The sequence below is a fragment of the Bradyrhizobium japonicum USDA 6 genome, assembly GCF_000284375.1.
In the GTDB taxonomy this organism is placed as follows: domain Bacteria; phylum Pseudomonadota; class Alphaproteobacteria; order Rhizobiales; family Xanthobacteraceae; genus Bradyrhizobium; species Bradyrhizobium japonicum.
The window spans coordinates 4,569,150-4,582,857 of the sequence record NC_017249.1 but is presented as its reverse complement, the minus strand read 5'-3'; the positions used below and the strand labels follow the sequence as shown (position 1 = coordinate 4,582,857).

16 protein-coding genes are annotated in these 13,708 nt (G+C 65.8%); 6 read left to right on the top strand and 10 right to left on the bottom strand.

Features of this window, described 5'->3' with window-relative positions:
• The first annotated feature begins 41 nt into the window (after window positions 1-41).
• From BJ6T_RS21620 to BJ6T_RS21605, 4 genes are all read left to right on the top strand, one after another.
• Window positions 42-833, top strand: a complete 792-nt coding sequence (locus tag BJ6T_RS21620) for a DNA-binding transcriptional regulator (RefSeq protein WP_014494598.1) — start codon at window positions 42-44, stop codon at window positions 831-833.
• Between the two features lie 76 nt (window positions 834-909).
• Window positions 910-2,418, top strand: a complete 1,509-nt coding sequence (gene mhpA, locus BJ6T_RS21615) for a bifunctional 3-(3-hydroxy-phenyl)propionate/3-hydroxycinnamic acid hydroxylase MhpA (protein WP_014494597.1) — start codon at window positions 910-912, stop codon at window positions 2,416-2,418.
• A 22-nt stretch (window positions 2,419-2,440) separates the two neighbouring features.
• A complete protein-coding gene (locus BJ6T_RS21610) occupies window positions 2,441-3,292 on the top strand; it encodes a fumarylacetoacetate hydrolase family protein (protein ID WP_014494596.1) in 852 nt (283 codons plus the stop codon).
• 44 nt (window positions 3,293-3,336) lie between these two features.
• Entirely contained in the window at window positions 3,337-4,548 is a 1,212-nt protein-coding gene (locus BJ6T_RS21605; RefSeq protein ID WP_014494595.1) for an ABC transporter substrate-binding protein, read from the top strand.
• 5 nt (window positions 4,549-4,553) lie between these two features.
• Here the strand turns inward: BJ6T_RS21605 and BJ6T_RS21600 are convergent, their stop codons facing one another.
• From BJ6T_RS21600 to BJ6T_RS21590, 3 genes are all read right to left on the bottom strand, one after another.
• Window positions 4,554-5,396, bottom strand: coding sequence for a hypothetical protein (locus tag BJ6T_RS21600; RefSeq protein WP_014494594.1), 843 nt, complete (start codon window positions 5,394-5,396; stop codon window positions 4,554-4,556).
• A gap of 204 nt (window positions 5,397-5,600) precedes the next feature.
• On the bottom strand, window positions 5,601-6,092 hold the full coding sequence (locus BJ6T_RS21595) for an SRPBCC family protein (protein WP_014494593.1): 492 nt from the start codon (window positions 6,090-6,092) through the stop codon (window positions 5,601-5,603).
• Complete coding sequence (locus BJ6T_RS21590; protein ID WP_028169901.1) at window positions 6,092-6,481, bottom strand: ArsR/SmtB family transcription factor; 390 nt, start codon at window positions 6,479-6,481, stop codon at window positions 6,092-6,094. Before BJ6T_RS21590 ends, BJ6T_RS21595 begins: the two co-directional genes overlap by 1 nt.
• A 280-nt stretch (window positions 6,482-6,761) precedes the next feature.
• On the opposite strand from BJ6T_RS21590, the gene BJ6T_RS21585 reads away from it, so the two are divergent.
• The gene (locus tag BJ6T_RS21585; protein WP_014494591.1) at window positions 6,762-7,817 is read left to right on the top strand and encodes a serine hydrolase; all 1,056 of its coding nucleotides are present in this window, start codon (window positions 6,762-6,764) and stop codon (window positions 7,815-7,817) included.
• 67 nt (window positions 7,818-7,884) lie between these two features.
• Here BJ6T_RS21585 and BJ6T_RS21580 read toward each other — a convergent pair whose 3' ends face one another.
• Together BJ6T_RS21580 and BJ6T_RS21575 are read right to left on the bottom strand one after the other, a co-directional pair.
• Window positions 7,885-8,718, bottom strand: coding sequence for an outer membrane protein (locus BJ6T_RS21580; RefSeq protein WP_014494590.1), 834 nt, complete (start codon window positions 8,716-8,718; stop codon window positions 7,885-7,887).
• Between the two features lie 278 nt (window positions 8,719-8,996).
• Window positions 8,997-9,701 carry an SDR family oxidoreductase gene (locus BJ6T_RS21575; protein WP_014494589.1) on the bottom strand — a complete coding sequence of 235 codons (705 nt, stop codon included), beginning with the start codon at window positions 9,699-9,701 and terminating at the stop codon, window positions 8,997-8,999.
• Window positions 9,702-9,813: 112 nt separating this feature from the next.
• Between BJ6T_RS21575 and BJ6T_RS21570 the strand changes: the two genes are divergently transcribed.
• Complete coding sequence (locus BJ6T_RS21570) at window positions 9,814-10,656, top strand: GNAT family N-acetyltransferase (protein ID WP_014494588.1); 843 nt, start codon at window positions 9,814-9,816, stop codon at window positions 10,654-10,656.
• A gap of 18 nt (window positions 10,657-10,674) precedes the next feature.
• On the opposite strand, the gene BJ6T_RS21565 is transcribed toward BJ6T_RS21570, so the two are convergent.
• From BJ6T_RS21565 to BJ6T_RS21545, 5 genes are all read right to left on the bottom strand, one after another.
• Entirely contained in the window at window positions 10,675-11,124 is a 450-nt protein-coding gene (locus BJ6T_RS21565; RefSeq protein ID WP_014494587.1) for a hypothetical protein, read from the bottom strand.
• A gap of 145 nt (window positions 11,125-11,269) precedes the next feature.
• Window positions 11,270-11,641 carry a DUF2255 family protein gene (locus BJ6T_RS21560; RefSeq protein ID WP_014494586.1) on the bottom strand — a complete coding sequence of 124 codons (372 nt, stop codon included), beginning with the start codon at window positions 11,639-11,641 and terminating at the stop codon, window positions 11,270-11,272.
• Between the two features lie 5 nt (window positions 11,642-11,646).
• Complete coding sequence (locus tag BJ6T_RS21555) at window positions 11,647-12,042, bottom strand: (R)-mandelonitrile lyase (RefSeq protein WP_014494585.1); 396 nt, start codon at window positions 12,040-12,042, stop codon at window positions 11,647-11,649.
• A gap of 83 nt (window positions 12,043-12,125) precedes the next feature.
• Window positions 12,126-12,914, bottom strand: a complete 789-nt coding sequence (locus tag BJ6T_RS21550) for a carboxymuconolactone decarboxylase family protein (RefSeq protein WP_014494584.1) — start codon at window positions 12,912-12,914, stop codon at window positions 12,126-12,128.
• Between the two features lie 12 nt (window positions 12,915-12,926).
• Entirely contained in the window at window positions 12,927-13,673 is a 747-nt protein-coding gene (locus BJ6T_RS21545) for an SDR family oxidoreductase (protein ID WP_014494583.1), read from the bottom strand.
• Window positions 13,674-13,708: the final 35 nt, after the last annotated feature.

The following is a 13,708-nucleotide window of genomic DNA, read 5'->3' as shown; positions in this document are numbered from 1 at the left end:
GATAGTCGCGCCGCGATCGGCTACAAGGGAGGAAATACGAAGTGTCCAAGGAGCGGACGCGGAAGGGACAACCGCGGCAATCGGAGGGCGTCCGCGCCTTCAAGCGCGGGTTGGACGTACTGCAGGAGGTCAACCGCTCCGGCGGCATCCGTGCAGGCGACGTCGCGCGCGCGCTCGACCTGCCCCGTCCCACGGTCTATCGCCTGCTCGAAACGCTGGAGGAGCTCGGCTATGTTGCCCGCAGCGCCAGCGACGACCGCTTTCGCGTGACCCGGCGCGCGCTCAGTCTCGGCGACGGATATGATCCCGGCGTGGTGATCTGCCAGGCCGCCGCACCTTTTCTCGCGGAACTGAGCAAGACCCTGGTCTGGCCGGTCGATCTCTCCACTTACGAGAACGCCGCGATGGTGGTGCAGGAGACCACCCATTCCCGCAGCCCTCTCTCGATCGACCGCGGCATGATCGGCAAGCGCCTGCCGATGTTGCGGACGTCTGCGGGCCGCGCCTATCTCGCCGCGTGCCCGGCCCGCGAACGCGACCTGATCGTCAATCATCTCCGCCGTATCGACGAGGCCGACGACCGCCCCTTCCTCGACCAAGCCCGCCTCGACCAGATGATCGCGGAGACTGCCGCTCGCGGCTACGCGATCCGCAGCGAGGGCGAATACAATCCGAAGACCGCCTCGATTGCCGTCCCCATCAAGCGGAACGGCGCTGTGTTCGGGTGTATCTCCATCATCTGGATCCGCTCGGCTCTGGGGATCGAGGAAGCGGTAGCGCAGTTTGCAGCGCAACTTCAGGAGACGGCATCCGCCATTCCGGTCGAGGTGTAGGCGGGCCCGTCCGCTGGGCGGACACTTGGCGCGGCGACGTTGAAGGGGTGGCATCGCTTGGGGAAGAGATAGCCCCATGCAAGATAAATCCGCCCCCGAAGAGTTTGATGTCGTGATCGTCGGCCGTGGCCCGGTCGGGGCCACGCTCGCCAATCTGCTCGGCCTTTGCGGCGTGCGGACGCTGGTACTGGATCGCGAGGCGCGGACCTATCATTTGCCGCGCGCGGTGCATTTCGACGACGAATGCATGCGCGTGTTCCAGACCATTGGCCTCGCCGACGCGATCCTGCCGCAAACCATCCTCAGCCCCGGGATGCTCTTCCTCGACGCCGACGGTCGGATGCTGCTGGATTGGTCGCGGCCGCAGACGCTCACGCCGATGGGCTGGAATCTCAGCTACCGCTTCCACCAGCCTGATCTGGAGGACGTGCTGATCGGTGGCCTCTCGCGCTGGCCGCATGTTACCTTGCGAAGCCGCTGCGACGTGTTTGCGCTGGATCAGGACGAGACCGGCGTGCGCGTCCGCTACGAAGACCTTTCCAACGGACAGCTCGGCGAGGTTCGTGCCGGCTACGTCATCGGCTGCGACGGCGCCCGCTCGCTGGTGCGACGATTCATCGGCTCCGGCATGGAGGATCTCGGCTTCCACGAGCGCTGGCTCGTCATCGACGTGCTGCTCAAGCGCGAGCGCGACGATCTCGGCGACTACAGCCTCCAGCATTGCGATCCGCGGCGGCCTGCGACCTATGTGCGCGGCACCGGCACGCGGCGGCGCTGGGAGATCACGGTTCTTCCCGACGAGACCTCCCAGGATGTCGCGCAGCCGGCCAGGGTCTGGGAGTTGCTGTCGCGCTGGGTCACCCCCGACGATGCGGAGCTTGAGCGCGCCGCGGTCTACACCTTTCATTCCGTCATTGCGCAGCAATGGCGGAGCGAGCGGCTGCTGCTCGCGGGCGACTCCGCGCACCAGACCCCACCCTTCCTCGGCCAGGGCATGTGCGCCGGCATCCGCGATGCCGCAAACCTCGCCTGGAAGCTTGCTGCGGTCATACGCGAGGGCGTCACGCCCGATCTGCTCGACACCTATCAGAGCGAGCGCCAGCCGCATGTGCGCGAGTTCATCGAGCTTGCCATTCGCCTCGGCGGCGTCATCAACACCAAGGCGATCGAAGCCGGCCTTGCCGCCGGGCAGGCGCGCGAGAATGCGCCGGTCAAGCTCGAGGTGAAAAAGCCCCTGCTCGGCCCGGGGCTCGCGCTCGGCGATCTGCCGGTTGCCGGACATCTCGCACCGCAGTTCATACTCAGCGATGGCGCCCGCTCCGACGATCAGATCGGCTACAGGCATGTGTTGCTCGTCGAAAGCGCCGCCACGCTCCCGTCGCATCTGGCTCATTCGCAGGCAGGGCTCGATATCCTGACCAGCGATGATGCAGAAGGCATCGGCCCCTGGCTCCGCGAGCACGGCGTCATCGCCGCGCTCGTTCGCCCCGACCGCTACATTCGCGGTACCGCCCGCAACGAGATCGAACTCGGCCGGCTCATCGCCGCCATCACGCCTCCAACCCACGTGCCGTCCGCGGCCTGACCGAACCTCTCAAGGACATCCCATGAAGCTGCTCTCTTTCGTCGCCAATGGCCGCACCTCCTTCGGGGCCGTCAAGGACGATGGCGTCGTCGATCTCGGTACCCGCATGACGCCCTGCACCACGCTGCGACAGTTGCTCGAAGCCGGCCGCGTCGCCGAGGCGGCAAAGCTAGTGGCATCCACCGCGCCGGATCATCCGCTCGGCAGCATTGCCTTCGCTCCCGTGATCCCCGATCCCGGCAAGATCATCTGCGTCGGCCTCAATTATCACGATCATGTCGCCGAAACGGGGCGTACCGTCACCGAGAAGCCGGCGCTGTTCGTCCGCTTCCCCAGCAGCCAGGTCGGCCATCTCCAGCCCATCGTGAAGCCGAAAGTGAGCGACGATTTCGACTATGAGGGCGAGCTCGCGCTCGTCATCGGCAAGGCAGGCCGGCATATCCCCGCAGGCCGCGCGCTCGATCATATCGCCGGCTATTCCTGCTACAACGAAGGCAGCATCCGCGACTGGCAACGCCACACCAGCCAGTTCCTCTCCGGCAAGACCTTTGCCGAGAGCGGCAGCTTTGGTCCGTGGCTGGTGACGGCGGACGAGATTCCTGATCCGTCCAAGCTCACCCTGCAGACGCGGCTGAACGGCACTGTGGTGCAGGACACCACCACGGATCTCCTGATCACAGCCATCCCCGAGCTGATCGCCTACATCTCGACGATCTGTCCGCTCGTCCCCGGCGACGTCATAGTGACGGGCACGCCGGGCGGCGTCGGCGCCAAGCGCACGCCGCCGCTGTGGATGCGCCCCGGCGACACCGTCGAGATCGAGATCTCCGGCATCGGCACCTTGCGCAACGAGGTCATCGCCGAACCGGCCTGACCGCCGATGCCGATCAATCAAACATAACAACATCAGGAAACGCCATGGTCCCCCTTCGCACGACATCCGCCGCCACTCTGCTCATTGCGCTGGCGCTCGCAGGCTCCACCGCGCGCGCCGAGATCAAGGGCGACGCCATCCGCATCGGCGTACTCACCGACATGAACGGCATTTTCGCGACCGCCATGGGCCCGGGCTCGGTCGAGGCGGCGCGGATGGCGGCGGAGGAGTTCGGCGGCAAGATCAACGGCAAGCCGATCGAGATCCTGCAGGCCGATCACCAGAACAAGCCGGACCTTGCGGCCTCGCTCGCCCGCAAATGGTTCAGCGACGGTGTGCAGGCGATCGCAGACGGCGGCAGTTCCGGCGCGGCGCTCGCGGTGCAGGAGTTGGTGCGCGGCAACGGAAAGATCTTCCTGGTCTCCGGCGCCGGCGCCAACCAGCTCACCGACGAGGCCTGCGCACCGACCAGCGTGCAATGGACCCAGGACGCCTACTCCACTGCGACCGCCGTAGTCTCCGGCATCATGCAGACCAGCAAGGAGCCGTGGTTCTTCATCACCGGCGACTATGCTTTCGGCCATTCGATCGAGGCGACCGCGCGCGATCGCATCGCCGTGCTCGGCGGCAAGGTTGCCGGCAGCGTGAAGGCCCAGCTCGGCACGCCCGACTACTCGTCGTTCCTGCTTCAGGCCCAGTCGTCCGGCGCAAAAATCCTCGCGATCAACGTCGCCGGCGACAACGCCACCGCGATCAAGCAGGCGGAGGAATTCGGGCTCGCAGACCAGGGCATGAAGATCGTGCCGATGTCGTTCCAGAACGTCGACATCGAGGCGGTCGGCCTGAAGGCGACGCGCGGCGATCTCATCGTCACCTCGTTCTTCGAGGACGTCTCGCCGGCCGCCCGGAAATTCTCGGACGCGTTCTATGCCCGCCGCAAGGCGATGCCGTCACAGATCCAGGCCGGCGTCTATTCCGCCGTGCGTCACTATCTGCAAGCCGTCAAGGACAGCGATACGGACGACAGCGCAGCCGTGATGGCCAAGATGAAGGCGACGCCGGTGTCGGATGCGTATACGCCGAACGGTCGCATCCGCGAGGACCAGCGCATGGTGCACGATCTCTATCTGGTGCAGGTCAAGACGCCCGAGGAATCGAAGGGCCCGTGGGACTTCGTCAAGCTGGTCGCGACCATCCCGCCCGACCAGGCCTTCCGCCCGCTCGACCGCAGCAAGTGCAGCCTGGTCGGCAGGTAATCGAATCAGGCGAGATAACGCGTGAGATAGCCTTCCATGGCGTAGAGCGCGCAGAGCGCGAGGCTCGACCACACCGCGGCGGTGAAATACAGGAACATCCAGGTCAGCTCGCCCTTCCAGTGCGCGATGTCGTGGGTCACCACCCAGCGCGTCGCAACGTCGTGCAGGCCTTCGAGGAAGCCGAGGAGCCTGTTGCCCTCTTCATGCCCTGCCCGCCAGCGGCTGAGATACATCGGCACGTCGACGGTGACGAGGAAGGCGAGGAAGCAGGCGATGCCGATGATGCCGGCGATCAGCGCCCAGCGCACCGGTCCCTGGAATTCCGGCATGAGGCGGCACAGCGCGATGCCGGCGAGGAAAAACGTCACCGCCCACAGCGAATTCTCGATCGCGTTGTAGAGGAAATTCGTCGTGACGACCGCGTACCAGGAGAAGCACTCCGCGATGATGATGATGGGCACGATCACCAGCGCGATGTTCACCGCGGTCTCCGCCCCCGTCATGTGACCCAGCTGATGCAGGATGATCGCCCATTGCGCCACGAAGCACAGCTCGGCCACGGTCGCGACGGTGCGGCCGACGAAGACGCTGGAGAGCCAGGTGTCGAACAGGCAGATGCGCTGCACGTCGGCGCGCGGCAGGAACGATCGGAACGCGCAGCCGAACACATAGCCGGCGCAGAGCAGGAACATCAGCCCGATATCCGAACCGCCGCCGGCGCTGCCGGCAACCGTCGGATAGAACTCGCGGTACAGCATGAACCAGACGAGGATGTTGGCACTGCTTACAAGCGTCAGGGAGCCCCACCACCACGCGAGGGGATTTGACCGCGCCGGCCACTGCAACATGAATCGCTCCGCCGTAATCGATATGACATCAAGCGGTAGCAATTCTGTCATAAATCGGCGGCGCGACGCGACAAAAATCTACGTTATGGCGCTGTCATAATTGACCTGCGCGCTGTCATATTCGCGAAGGCGACGGCTCTCCCCACATGTTTCCGAGTTTATTCCGGGGCGCCTCTTCGAGGCCCCCGGAATAACGCGGGGACTTTATTTCTTCATCCCACCAACATACGCCGCGAGCTTGTCCAGCGTCTGGTAGCCGTATTCGACGGCACCGAAGCCGATCATGCCGTCGCGCTGCTCGGTGCTCGAGGCCAGTTGCCGCATCATCAGCACGGTCTTGCCGTTGCTCTGCTCGGCAAGGGTGATGGTGAAGCGGAACATGCCGGGATCGTCGTCCTGGTCGACGCCGTGGTCCATCTCCATCAGCGACGGCCGCTCGATGCGGCGGAAGCGCATGCGGTTCGGATAGACGGTGCCGTCGGGACCGATCATGTTGAAGCGCCAGACGCCGCCGACGCGCACGTCGATCTCGAAGGTCTCGAGCTTGAAGCCCTTCGGCCCGAACCATTGCGGGAGATGTTTTGGATCGGACCACGCCTCGAACACCAGATCGCGCGGCGCGTCGATCACGCGCGACATCACGATCTCGCGGTCCATCGACCATTGCGACAGAGCGGGATTGGCAGAATTCGTCATCACTCAGAACCTTTCCGTTTGGTTGTGCGGGACGGCCGCTTGGCGGACGCCCTCTCCTTCTCTTTCTTCAGTTGCAAGACGTAAGCCTCGAACCGGTCGAGCCGCGCCTCCCAGATCGCGCGCTGCTGCTGGAACCAGTCCTCCGCGCCGACGAGCGCGTCCGGACTGAGACGGCAGGTGCGCACGCGGCCGGATTTCTCCGACTGAACGAGCCCGCTCGTCTCCAGCACATGGATGTGTTTCATGAAGCTCGGCAGCGCCATCTCGAACGGATCGGCGAGCTCGCCGACCGACGCCTCGCCGGCACAGAGCCGCATCACGATCGCGCGCCTTGTGGGATCAGCGAGGGCTGCGAAGATCTGGTCGAGCTGGGATAATTGGTTAGCCATGAAGCTAACTATAGACTCGCCACCGCCCGCCGTCAATAATTGTTAGCCCATAAGCTAAGTATTTTTCCGCAAGCCCCCGCCGAAGGAGCCCACAACGCGCAATCGTGAATTGGGGCAGCCGGCCCTCCCCGTTAGAAGAGAGAGGGGGCGCATCGCATCATGCGTCAGAGCCGTGCCGTCTGTTGTCACCTCATCACACCTCACCCGGCGGGCGTTCACCCGGGCTGCGCTCGTTCCCCTCGCGCTGGCTTGGCCGCGCCGCGCATCCGCGGATTCCGACATGATCGCGCAGATGCGCGACATCGTCGCCAACGAGCTGGCGCCGACCATGACGCCGGACCAGCCGGGCGGCCTTGCCGCCGCGCTCTATGCCGGCCGCCATGTCGAGTTCTTCAACTACGGCTTCGCCGATGACGCCACGCGACGACCGGTCACGCCGGATACGCTGTTCAACCTTGGTTCGCTGCGCAAGCCGTTCGAGGCGACGCTGGTGGCGCTGGGCTCGCTCCGGGGTGAATTGCGGCTCGACGACCGCCTGCCGAAATATCTGCCCGAGCTCACCGGAGACTATGTCCGCCGCGTCACCGTCGGCCAGCTCGCCACGCACACGTCGGGCATGCTGCTGCCGACCGACCATCCACCCTGGCCGAACGACTCGTTCTCGCGGGCGCGGTTCATCGACATGTTCAACGCCTTCGAGCCGCAGGCCGGCGAGGCGCCCGGCAAGCAGCGTGTCTACAGCCATGCCTGTTACGTGCTGCTTCAGCTCGTGCTCGAGCGCTGCTACGACGCTCCGATCGCAACCCTGTTCGAACAGCGCATCCTTGGGCCGATCGGCATGAATGCGACCTCCCTGCCGGAGCGCGGCGAGGACAACCGCGCCGTCATGGACGCGGCGTGGATGCAGCGCGTCGTGCAAGGCTATTCGGATCAGGGCATGGCGATCGGCCCACCCGGCAACCAGCAGAGCTATTTCGACTTTCCCGGCGCCGGCCAGATGTTTTCGTCCGCGCGGGATCTCGCGACCTTCGTTGCGGCCTGCGTCGACGGCCGCTCGGTCGATCCGCATTTGCGCGAGGCGCTGCGGATGACGCAGCGCGAGATCTTCCGCGTCGACGACAAATTCGGACAAGGCATGGCCTGGGAGACGGTCCACCTCCCCGACGCCACCATCGTCGACAAGCCCGGCGGTCTCAACAATGCCTCCGGCTATCTCGGCCTCGTCCCGATCAGGCAGATCGGCTTCGTCCTGCTCGCCAATCGGGGCGAATACCCGCACGAGATCGTTCGCTACAAGATCCTGCCCGCGCTGGCGAAACTCGTCGCCTCGCACTGAACCGTCCCTCGCAACAGAAAGCCCCGGCAGAGCCGGGGCTTTCCGCGCCAGATCAGGAACGGGATGCTCAGTACCTGGCGACGACCGGTCCGCCGAACTTGTAGTTCACGCCGACGCGCACGATGTTCGACTTGAGATCGACCGAGTGGGTGTAGACGTTGCTTGGAAATGGCGTCGTTCCGGCAAAGCCGACCAGATTGGTGCTGGTCGCGCTGGCGCGGCCGAGATCGACGTAGAGATATTCGGCCTTGAGCGACCAGCCGCCGCCGAAGGCGTATTCGGTGCCGACGCCCGCGGTCCAGCCGAGCCGCGTGTCGCGGATCGTGGCGGACTCGGTCGCGGCCGAGAACGTGTCGGTGAAGTTGAAATTGCCCTTCACCTCGGAGATCGCCGCGCCGCCCGTCGCGTATAGCAGCCAGGTCGGAGCCGCGAGGAAGCCGATGCGACCACGGATGGTGGCGAGCCAATCGGCCGAGACCGACGACGACACGGTAAAGCCTGTCGGGGCGCAGCAGGGATAGAGCGCCGAGCCCGTCGCGCTGCCCTTGAAACCGAAATAGTTGATGTCACCTTCGAGGCCGAGCACGGCGTGGTTGACCTGCCAGTTGTAGCCCGCGGTAAAGCCGCCGGTCACGCTGGAGCTGTTGACGCCCTGGGCGCCGACCGTGTTGATGGCGGGGACGCTGCTCGCCGCAAAATAGCCGGTCGGAGAGAACACCGTCGAGGTGTTCAGGTCAGAGTCGCCCCACTGCCCGCCGACATTGCCGCCGACGTAAAAGCCCGTCCAGTTATAGGCCGGCGCCATGATCGGCGCCTTGGTGTATTGCGCCGCGAGGTCGGCCGCCTGCGCGGATGCGGTGCCGAGCACAATCGACGCGACCGCCAGCAAAAGCTTCTTCATTCCAATCTCCATTCCCCCACGCGCTTGATCTCGCGTTTTCGATGCGCGCTGGTGGGAGCCATCCCGCGCAGTTTGGGAATAGGCGGAGGACGTCCGTTCGTCTCGGCCTGCGGCGCAGTTCGTATGGACTGTGACGTAGTCAGTGACTTATCGCGCAAGGCCAGTGGCGAGTGTGACCCAAACGCCACGCGCCGCCCCGCCGCAGCGGCGCACCGCGCAGGCCGCGCGTCGCGTTACGACAAGTGCATCAGAATGGCGGAGCGAAGCCGCGCGCCGACTCACACCGAGCGCGTCAGTCCGCCGTCGACACGGATATTCTGGCCGGTGATGTAGGCGGCACCCTCGGACGCCAGGAACGACACCGTCGCCGCGACCTCCTCGACCTTGCCGTAGCGCTTCATCGGCACGCTGTCGCGGCGCGCGTCCAGCTGCGGCAGGCTGTCGATCCAGCCCGGCAGAACGTTGTTCATGCGGATGTTGTCGGCGGCATGGGTGTCGGTGAAGATCTTCGTGAAGGCGGCAAGGCCTGCGCGGAAGACCGCAGAGGTCGGAAACATCGCGCTCGGCTCGAATGCCCAGGCGGTCGAGATGTTGATGATGGCGCCGCTCTTCTGCGCCTGCATCACCGGCGTCACCAGCCGGGTCGGCCGGATCACGTTGAGGAGATACGTGTCGAGGCCGGTGTGCCACTGCTCGTCGGTAATCTCCGTGATCGCCGCTCGCGGCCCGTGGCCGGCGCTGTTGACGAGCACGTCGATGCGTCCCCATTTGGCCATCGCCCCGTCGACGAGCCGCTTCAGATCATCGTTCGACTTGTTGGAGCCGGTGACGCCGAGGCCGCCGAGCTCGACTGCCAGCGCCTCGCCCTTGCCCGAGGACGACAGGATCGCGACGCGAAAGCCGTCGGCCGCGAGCCGCCGCGCAGCCCCTGCCCCCATGCCGCTGCCGCCGGCGGTGACAAGTGCGACCTTCTCTGCTGCCATGACCGATCATCCCTGTGTTGAGGCGAGCCCCGGGCCCGGCCTATCATGAGGCCTTCTACCGCCGGACCTGCCGCCAGGTCCACCGCCCAAGGCATCCGTCAAGGCATCCGTCATGAGCGATCTGCAGATCCGCAATTTGCGCCCCGAGGAGATCGCCATCGCCGTCGACTGGGCCGCGGCCGAGGGCTGGAATCCGGGCCTCGGCGACGCCGCCTGTTTCGCGATCCCGGACGCGAAAGGCTTCTTCGTCGGCGAGATCGACGGCCAGCCGGTCGCGACCGTCTCCTGCGTCAATTACGACGATCGCTTCGCCTTCCTCGGCTTCTACATCGTGCGCTCAGGCTTTCGCGGCGCGGGCCACGGCCTGCGGATCTGGAACACGGCGATCGCGCATGCGGGCGCCCGCGTGATCGGGCTCGATGGCGTCGTCGCGCAGCAGGACAATTACAGGAAGTCCGGCTTCCAGCTTGCCTACGCCAATATCCGGTACGGCGGCATCGTCGCCGCGCCGCCGAATCCGCCCGCCGAAATCGTCGCGCTCGACAATATCCCGTTCGCGCTCGTCGAAGCCGACGACGCGACCGTCTTCCCAGCCGCGCGTAGCGCCTTCCTGCGCGCCTGGATCAACACATCGGGCCATCTCGGCGGCGCGCTGCTGCGCGACGGCAAGCTCGCGGCATGGGGGGTGATCCGGCCCTGCCGGACCGGCCACAAGATCGGCCCGCTCGTCGCCGACGACCGCGGAGCGGCGGACGCGATCGTGCAGGCCCTGCTCGCGAGCGTAGGCGGCGGCGAGGTCTTCCTCGACGTCCCCGCCATCAATCGCGAGGCCATCGCGCTCGCGGAATCGCTCGGGCTCAAGCCGGTGTTCGAGACGACGCGGATGTACACAGGGCCGATCCCGCCGCTGCGGATCGACCGCGTATTCGGCGTGACCAGCTTTGAGCTGGGCTAGTTGAGCGGACCGAGCCGCTCAGTAGCAGCGCATGATGTTGACCGTGTGCTCGCCGCCGCCGCGGCCGGGCACCGTCACCTGCTCCGTCGGGCAGCTCGGCACATAGGGCCGGTCGGACGGCACCACGTTCGGCGGGAACCGATGGGTCCAGTCCCAGGGAACGTCGTACGTATAGGTGTAACGCACGTCGGTGGAGGTCGGCTGCCCGGCATCGACGAAAGGCTGGCTATAGCCTCCGTTGTCGTAGAAGAACCCGCCGCCGCCCGGCCAGTAGACCCAGGGCGTGTTGCGGCCGCGGAACCGGGCGCCAGGAGCGATCTGCGGACGCGCGATCGCGCCGGAAGGCGCGGCCATCCCGTGCGCGGCGGTGGCGGTGGCGCCGGGCCTGGCAAAACCGTCATTGGAAGAAAGGAGCAGCGCGGCTGCGCTGAGCGAGGCGAAGAGCGCCCCATATGATCTGGACATCATGATACGCACCAACTCGTTTGGCTTCGGCGGCTCCCCACCGCACGCTAGGCCGGGCCGTCACCCGCCCGCAAACGTATAATTAATTGTTGGTTAAGGCACGGAATTACAGCGGTGCGGCGGCCGATTGCCGCTGTCCCGAAATCGGTCAGCGCGGCAATATCCGGATCGTGACGCCGTGCATGCGCGCCCCGATCATCGGCTGGAGATAGGCGCATTTGGCGTATTTCGCCCGGTAGGCCTCGTCGATGCGATGGTTGATCGCCCCCTCGACCGGCGCAAAGGTGACGTCCTTCATCATGCCTGCCGCGACGATCCGTCCCGCCTTCTGCCGCACCGCGGCCTGGTACCAGCTCGAGTTCCGCCCGTTATACGGGCGCGCATAGAGCGCATCGTCGACCGCGACCGACCAGATCCAGGTCGGCGTGCCCGGCGTTGCGCCGTCCTCGCGGAACGGCGCAACGTGCAGGTCGTCCGCATCCGCGATACGGCGCAGCTCGTCAATTGGCCAGAACGTCATGATGCTCACGCCCTGTATTGGGCATCGGTGACATGCTCGAGCCAGTCGACAGTCTTGCCGCCAACCGATTCCTGGATAGCGATGTGCGTCATCCCGGTCGCAGGCGTCGCACCATGCCAGTGCTTCAGATCAGGTGGAAACCACACGACGTCGCCGGGCCTGACCTCCTCAATCGGGCCGCCCTCGCGCTGCACCCAGCCAAGACCCGACGTGATGATCAGCGTCTGGCCAAGCGGGTGAGTGTGCCAGGCGGTGCGCGCGCCGGGCTCGAAGGTCACCTGCCCGGCACCGACGCGTCCGGGTTCGGGCACCTGGAACAACGGGTCGATACGCACCGACCCCGAAAACCATTCCGCAGGCCCCTTGCGGGAGGGCTGCGAACCATTGCGCTTGATGTCCATGTCGGTCTCCTTGGCTGCTGCCAGCCTCGCAGACGCGCTCGCAAGCAGCGCCGCAACAAGCACGCTCCGTCGCGATAGCTGGCTCACGGCTTCGGCCGCTTCTCGAATACGTCCTTGAACACCGACACTGCCGAGAACGCGTTGGGCCAGCCAACATAGAACCCAAGCTGCGTGACGACCTCGCCGGCCTGCTCCTGTGTCAGCCCGTTATCCATCGCCCGGTTCAGATGATAGGTGATCTGCGCGACCTGTCCGGTTGCGACCAACGCGCTGACCGTAACGAGGCTGCGGTCGCGCGGCGCGAGGCCCGGACGCAGCCAGAGATCGCGGAACAATACATCGGTCGTGTACTGCACGAGGCCGGGCGCGACGTTGCCGAATTGCTGGCCCACGCGCGTGGCCCGCTCGGATTCCGCGGCCTCGTTGAGCGGCGACAGCGCAGGCGAGACTGCCGCCAACTGGTCCGACGCGATCTTTCGGGCCGCAAAGACATCCTTCGCAACCGAGACTGCCGACATCGCATTCGCCCATCCCGTGTAGAAAGCCAGATGCGTGACGATCTCGGAGATCTCGGCGGGCTTGGCGCCGCTGTCGAGCGCCAGGTTCAGGTAATAGGCGAGCTCGACGGTCTGGTTGCGCGCGATCAACGCCGCCAGCGTGACGATGCTGCGATCGCGCGCGCTCAACTGCGGACGCTTCCAGAGATCGCCGAGCACGACGGTCTCGCGGTATTTTTCCAGCGCGGGGGCGACGTCCCTGATGCTGTCAGACATCGGTTTGGCTCCTTCGGTTCCCTGCTCGCTCCTCGCCGGCGCAGCGGCGATCAGGCCGAGCGCAGCGATGGTGATGGTCATTCGTCTCACGGGAAACATGGCGCGCCTCGCTCAATAGTCCTGGCGCGTCGGGCGGAACAGGATCTCGTTGATGTCGACATCCTCGGGCTGGCTGATCGCGAAGGCGACGGCGCGCGCGAACGAGGACGCGGGGATCGCGACCTGCGCATAGAATTGCTGGATGCGGGAGGCCGCGTCGCGGTCGGTGACGCTGTCGGGCAGTTCGGTCGCGACCGCGCCGGGCGAGATCACGGTGCTGCGGATGTTGTAGGGTTTCACCTCCTGGCGCAGCCCTTCGGAGAGCGCCCGCACCGCGAATTTCGTCGCAGCATAGACGGTCGAGCCCGGTCCCACCCTGTGGCCGGCAACAGAGGAGACGTTGATGATATGACCTGCCTTCTGCGCGGTCATGTGCGGCAGCGCCGCCGCGATGCCGTAGAGCACGCCCTTGATGTTGACGTCGATCATGCGGTCCCACTCATCGACCTTCAACCGTTCGAGCAGCGACTGCGGCATCAGGCCGGCATTGTTGAGCATCACGTCGATGCGGCCGTGGGCCTTCACACCCGCGTCCACCAGGGCCTTCACCTGCGCGCGGTCGGCAACGTCGGTCGTGACGGCCAGCGCCTTGCCGCCGCTCGCCGTGATCTCGTTCACGAGCGAGGCAAGGCGATCGGCGCGCCGCGCACCGAGCACGACCGCCGCACCCTGTGATGCAAGCAGCCGCGCGGCAGCCTCGCCGAGACCGCTGCTGGCGCCGGTAATGACGACGACCTTGCCTGAGATACCCTCGTTCATGACGTTCAACCTTCTTCAATGCGCGCAGCGACGAT